Below are 6,158 nucleotides of genomic sequence, written 5' to 3'. Positions count from 1 at the left end.
CAGCTACCTCGCCGGACTTCACCTCCGCGCCGCCATGATCTGGATCGACGACCTCCTCAAAGCCGCCGACTGATCACGACATCACACAGGCCCTAAGCAGCGGCTCGATCGCGGGCAATCGCGGATCCTTCGGTGCCCTCGTCCCCGGTGAGCGTGTTCTCTACGATCTGTCCGTGACCTCTGAGTTGGACGTCGCGTTCAATTCGTTGGACGGCACTGCGCTAAAGGGGACGCTGACGGTGCCCGAGCGCACGGCGGTGGGGGCGGCCGTCCTGGTGCACGGTGCCGGGGTGACCCGGCAAGAGGGCGGGTTCTTCACCCGGCTCGCCGCCGGGCTCGCCCGCGAGGGCGTGCAATGCCCTCGGTTCGACCTGCGTGCGCATGGCGCGAGCGGTGGCGGGGCCGAGGAGGTGGCGATCGCGGGAGTCGCCAACGACATCCGGGCCGCGAGTGATCATCTGCGGGCCGAGGCGGGCGTGGACCGACCGGTGCACGTGATCGCGGCCTCGTTCTCCGGCGGGGCCGCCGCCCTGCACGCGGCCCACCGGCCACAGCAGGGTGACGGCTGGCTGCGCAGGTCAGATCTGGTGCGTATGCCGGTGGTCGTTGGCAGCAGCCGATGCCTGGACGGTGTCGGAATGTCGGCGAGAAGTAGCAGCGGCCCGCACCTGTCTCAGGGGCGAACCGCGCGGACGTGGCTGGCTGAGAGATGAAGTTCGTACGGCAGGCAGCAGTCGGAGCAGAGGGTCGCAACGAGGGTTCCGCAGGCGCACAGCTGGTTCATTCCGCCGTCTGGGGTCGCTCCGCAGCAGGCGGGGGATGCGTGCCGCAGCTCCAGGGCTCGGGAGTCGTCAGGGTTGATGACGATGTTGCCTCGCGGGCCCTGCGACACCAACGGCTTTCCATCCGCGTTCCAGTGCTCTCCGTGACGCGGCATCACCGGCCCGGGCTCCTGGGCGACGACCAAGGGCGCACCGTAGGGCTGCGTCTCGATCGCATAGCAACCCGAGGGTACGGTTGCCGGTGACGGACCCGGCTCATCGGCGTCCCACCATGCGTAGTACGGAGCCTCGGGAACTTCGGGCAGCCGTGTGAGTGGGCCCGTCAGCGGGATGCCACATGTCGCGCACACAAACATCACCGCTTCAGCCTCAGTGTCCGCGTCGTTGATGTCGGCATGCAGGGCGTCCTGCCTGTGCTCCGGCTTGCCACTGCCCTGATCCTTCTCTCGCCGCTCGTGCATCCGCTGACCGTACGCGGCGCACTGCCAGGTCGGCGGTCCACTCCCGGGCTGGACCAACACAGCACACCGTTGCGGTCAAGCAATCAGGTGCTGCTGGCCCTTGACCCGCGCAGCCAGCTCCGCGAGGTCAGCCGCCCGCACCGCCGGGCTGGGGAGAGGCGCTGATTGCCCGCGACCGGTCCCCGTCCGGCCCTGGGGTGGCCTCATGATTCCTGATTTTGTGTCAGATCTGCGGAATGCCGTCGGTCCGGATTTCCCGTTGTGGTTGCCCGGGGTCGTCGGAGTCGTCGTCGACGAGGACCAGCAGGTGTTGCTGCAGCGTCGGTCTGCCGCGGGGCCGTGAACGCCGTTGAGCGGGATTTTGGAGCCTGGCGAAGCGCCGGCCGCCGCGGTGGTGCGGGAAGTGGCGGAAGAGACCGGGGTGCGGGTGGTGGTGGAGCGCCTGGTGGCGGTGACGTCTTCCCCCCAGGTGCGACACAGCAACGGTCACGTGGCGCAATACTTCGAGGTCGTGTTCGCCTGCTCCCCGGCCGCGGCGGGTCAGGTGCCGCGGGTCTGTGACGATGAGTCCTACGAGGTCGGCTGGTTCCCGCTGGACGCCCTGCCGCCGATGACCGAGCGGATGCGGGAACTCATCGAACTGGCCGGCAAGAAGGAGCCTCAGGCCTGGTTCGCTCCGGCTCCGTGACCGCCTATCGAAGCTCCACGTCAGCGGGACGGAGCAGGGCCGGTCAGGCGGGATTGGGCCCCGGTGCGGATGGCGAAGTCGCGCAGGCTCTGGACGCGTGCCGGGCCGTAGAGGAGGCTCGAGGTCAGCGCCCGTACTGCTGGCCGGCGTACTTCCTGGGCGGCTTCTTCCTCGATGTGGCGCAGGGCGGTGAAGGCGTGCTGGCCGTGGCCGAGGGCGTGCCACATGCGGGCGGTGTCGGTCCAGGCACGGGCGCGGCGTTCCGGGCTTGGCATGAGGCTGATGTCCAGGGTGCGTGCGATGGGGACGGCTTCGTCGGGGGTGCCGAGGGTGGTGTGGACGCCGATGCGGTAGACGGCGGCCTGAGCCTGGGTGGCCTCGACGGTGAAGAGCCCGCCGGGGGCCTGCTGGCCGTGCTCGACGCTCTCGTCGGCCTCGTCGAGCAGAGCCAGAGCGGTGGACCGTTGGCCCCCGGAGGCGGCGGAGTACGCGGCGGTGAGCAGCAGCGTGGTCCGTACGGCTCCCGTACGTTCCTCAGCGGGGTCGAGTGCGTCTGCTTCAGTGGTGAGGTAGCGGACCGCGGCGGTGCACCTGCCGGAGCGGCGCAGGGTGATGGCGAGCACGCGGGCGGCCTCTTCGACGGGGACGGGCGTGCCGCTGGCTCGTGCGGCGGCCAGAGCGCGGTCGGCTGCGACCCGCGCGGCGTCGGAGTGCTGTTTCGCGGCGAGTTCGGAGGCCAGGACGTAGGCGCGGCGAGGATCGCACTGGCCTGCCGGCGGGCTTGGCCGGTGGGCGCGTTCCTGGTCGCTTCGGCGGTGGCCGCCCTCCTCCTCAAGGGGGAGGGGACTACGCGCGGACGGGCCGGGCCGTCCGCGAAGTGACGCGAATGCGGGGGTCTTAGGGATGATTCTCGGCCAGGTGTCTTGATTTCAGGTGGTACGTGCGGGGGACGGAAGGTCGGCTCTTGGGAGGGATCCGGTCTCAGTAGCCCATCCAACACAGTGGAGGTGCACGCGAAATCACCTGACGAAGAAACGGCACCACACGCATGAAACGTCTCGCACCGCTGCTCGCCACCGCTGGGCTCCTGGCCACCGCTCTGCCCCAACTGGTGGCGTCCCCCGCATCCGCTGCCCAGACTCCCGAGTACCTGCGCCAGAAGCCGGCGTGGCACCGCTGCAGCCCCGATCGGCCGGCGACGTACGAGTGCGCGACCCTCAAGGTGCCGCTCGACTACCAGCGTCCCGAAGGGCGCACCCTCGACATCGCGATATCCCGCATCAAGAGCGAGAACCCGGCCAAGCGGCGCGGCGTCCTCCTCATCAATCCCGGCGGTCCCGGCACCTCCGGCCTCTTCCGGCCGATCCGGGTGAACGACGAGATGCCCAAGGACGTCCGCGACCGCTACGACCTCGTCGGCTTCGACCCGCGCGGCGTGAACGAGAGCAGCCCGATCAGCTGTGGCGATCTGAGCGAAAAGGAGGTGGGCGCCGGCGGGGCCTACCGGCCCGAGACCTTCGCCTCGGACGTCGCCTGGGCGCGCGGGATCGCCGACAAGTGCCGTGAGAAGTCGGGCGATGTGATCCCGTACATCACCACCCGCAACACGGCGCGCGACATGGACGTCATCCGTGCCGCACTGGGGGAACGGACGCTCTCGTACCTGGGCTACTCGTACGGGACCTACCTGGGCGCGGTGTACTCGCAGATGTTCCCGGAGCGCACCGACCGGTTCGTCCTGGACAGCGGCGTGGACCCGGGGCGCACCTGGCGCGGCATGATCCAGGTGCAGGGGACCGGAGCCGAGCCCGCCTTCGAGCGGTGGACGCGGTGGGCGGCGGAGCGCTCGGACACCTACGGTCTCGGCACGACGCCCGAGGCGGTCTCCGCCACCTTCTGGGCACTGGTGGCGCGGGCCGACCGGGACCCGATCATGCACTACGGACAGAAGATGACGGGTGACGACATCAGGTCCGACCCGTCGCTCTACTTCGACCCCCGAGCCGCCTCGGTCGTCATCAAGTCCATCAAGGCATCCGCCGACAAGGCGCCCCAGGCGCCGGTGAACCCGGCTCCGGGCGGCGCCGCTCCGGGCGCGAGCGGGAAGGACGCCGGCCAGAGGGGACCCGGCGCGCGGTCGCCGCTCGGCGGTGTCCGGGCCGCCGGCGCGGGTGTCGACGCGGCAGGGGTTTCGGAGGCGCCGGACCCCACTCCCGCCGGCAACGCCACCGCCGCGTACTGGGCCGTGGTGTGCGGGGACGCGGACAACTGGCCCCGCGATCCGGACCAGTACGCGCGGGAAGCGGCGCAGGACAAGATCAAGCACCCGCTGTACGGGGACTTCGCCTCGAACATCAAACCGTGCGCCTTCTGGCAGCGGCCGCTGGAGCCCGCCACGCCCATGAAGGCCCGCGCCGATGTCCTGACCGTGCAGAACGAGTGGGATCCGATGACCCCGCTCAGCAGCGGCCAGGGGATGCACCAGGCACTCAAGGGATCGCGGATGGTGCTCGCGCTGGGCGGCGAGGGGCACGGGGTGTATCTCTCCACCCCTACGACCTGCGCCAACATACCCGTCAGCGCCTACCTGTCGACGGGACGGCTGCCGGCCAAGGACGTCACTTGCCAGAACCCGCCGCCCGCCCCTGACCCGGAGGGCGCCGGAGCCCGCTGACCACAGGGCCCGCGTTGCTCGCCGTCAAGATCGACCGCGTCACAGTTCCGTCCCAGGGACCGGGTGGCCGAGAACGCGTGCGGAGCCCGGCGGGAACCGTCATCTCCACTGGTCGGCGGCGTGGGCCGACCTGCGGATTCGGCCGCCCGGGCGCGCGTCGTCCGACGATGCGTGTAACAGGAAGGTATGAGGGCAGGGGAAGACGGAACGGATCGGCGGTCGGACGGGTCCTCTGGATCAGAAGTGCCCGCTCCCATTGGCCCGTTCGGGCCCAAGCCACCCCGGCTGCCGACCGATTCCGAGGAAACAACGATGCGCGCTCACAAGATCACCTTCGCCGCCCTGGCCGTCGCCGCCGGTCTCTCGCTGACGGCGTGCCAGAACGGCGAGGACGCCGCGGCGCCGGGTGGCGGCCCCTCGTCAGCGTCCACCGCGTCCTCTTCCCCGTCCGCATCCGCGCCTGCGACCACGGTCGGCACCGACCAGATCGGTGGCAAGGGCTCCCCGGCGGTCGCCGGCGGCAAGGGCGCGGCGGCCGGGACCGGCTCCGACAGGGGCGGTGCGTCCGGCTCCGACAAGTGCCGCACCGGCGACCTGGAGATCACCGCGAGCGACAGCACCATCGGCGGCGACACCGACGGTACGGTCGCGGTGCAGTTCAAGAACCGCGGCAGCCGGGATTGCACGCTCTCCGAGTACGCAGGCGTCGATCTGAAGACCAACGCGGGGTCGATCTCCGCGCAGCGCACCGGCCAGCACCCCGGCCCGGCCACCCTCAAGAAGGGTGCGGCGGTCTCCTTCGGCGTCACCTACCCGCTGAACACGTCGGGCGGTTCCGGCGTGCGCGTCACCGGCCTGGTCGTCACCCCGCCGGACGAGACGAAGTCGGTCAGCCTCGCCTGGCCGGGCGCCGCCACGCTGCCCGTCACGGACGGCAGCGGCTCCCCGGTCAAGGTCGGCCCGATCGGCAGCGCCGGCCAGGGCGGCTGACCCACCGCGAAGCGGCGTACCGCTCGCGCTCCGGGCCGACGGCTCAGGCCGCGCGCAGGCGGACGGCGAGGGCGGCGATGTCGTCGTCGAGGCGCCCCCTGCTGTAGTGCAGGAGATCGCGGTGGAGGGCGGTGTCACCGCATCCACGTCGCCAGCGGGAAGAACTCGCCGTCGCGGGCGCGCGCCTCCGCGATCCCGTCGGTGTACCGGAGCAGCAGGTCGTCGGGGGCGAAATCGAAGGTGCCGACGGTGTAGTGGTCGCCGATCAGCTCCGCGAGTGGCTTTGTCAGCGAGTTACGGGTTCTGGCACAGATCTTGGGGAGCGGTCGCAGAGGGTAACAGCGGTATTCGGTTGCGAGGCGCGGGCTGGTATGGGCCCGAGCACATCCTGCCGCCGCAGCGCGCCGCGGGTGGGTGACGAACAAGGTCAGCGAGGTCGCGTCCGTCGATCCTGGCGGGTTGGTGCTGCACCGCCCGCTGGCGGATGCGTGGGCATTGCGATTCGCGAGCGCCGCGCCGCCTCGGAAATCCGCTCGGCAACACGCAGCAGCCCAAGGCACAGT

General features: G+C 70.7%; 5 protein-coding genes and 1 pseudogene. 4 read left to right on the top strand and 2 right to left on the bottom strand.

Features of this window, described 5'->3' with window-relative positions; translation table 11 throughout:
• The first annotated feature begins 173 nt into the window (after positions 1 to 173).
• The gene (locus tag AC0693_RS38555) at positions 174 to 713 is read left to right on the top strand and encodes an alpha/beta hydrolase (RefSeq protein WP_478804597.1); all 540 of its coding nucleotides are present in this window, start codon (positions 174 to 176) and stop codon (positions 711 to 713) included.
• 879 nt (positions 714 to 1,592) lie between these two features.
• Complete coding sequence (locus AC0693_RS38550) at positions 1,593 to 1,931, top strand: NUDIX domain-containing protein (protein ID WP_478804596.1); 339 nt, start codon at positions 1,593 to 1,595, stop codon at positions 1,929 to 1,931.
• 20 nt (positions 1,932 to 1,951) lie between these two features.
• Here AC0693_RS38550 and AC0693_RS38545 read toward each other — a convergent pair whose 3' ends face one another.
• Complete coding sequence (locus AC0693_RS38545; protein ID WP_478804595.1) at positions 1,952 to 2,554, bottom strand: hypothetical protein; 603 nt, start codon at positions 2,552 to 2,554, stop codon at positions 1,952 to 1,954.
• 425 nt (positions 2,555 to 2,979) lie between these two features.
• Here AC0693_RS38545 and AC0693_RS38540 point away from each other — a divergent pair, with 425 nt between their 5' ends.
• Both AC0693_RS38540 and AC0693_RS38535 read left to right on the top strand, forming a co-directional pair.
• A complete protein-coding gene (locus AC0693_RS38540) occupies positions 2,980 to 4,605 on the top strand; it encodes an alpha/beta hydrolase (protein WP_478804594.1) in 1,626 nt (541 codons plus the stop codon).
• 312 nt (positions 4,606 to 4,917) lie between these two features.
• Complete coding sequence (locus tag AC0693_RS38535; protein WP_478804593.1) at positions 4,918 to 5,595, top strand: DUF4232 domain-containing protein; 678 nt, start codon at positions 4,918 to 4,920, stop codon at positions 5,593 to 5,595.
• A 43-nt stretch (positions 5,596 to 5,638) separates the two neighbouring features.
• Here AC0693_RS38535 and AC0693_RS38530 read toward each other — a convergent pair.
• Positions 5,639 to 5,873, bottom strand: a pseudogene (locus AC0693_RS38530) (SpoIIE family protein phosphatase); the annotation flags it as partial.
• Positions 5,874 to 6,158: the final 285 nt, after the last annotated feature.

This window comes from Streptomyces sp. NPDC043876 (assembly GCF_056435825.1).
Note: the sequence above shows the minus strand (reverse complement) of the source record. Positions and strands in the feature narration are given on the sequence as shown.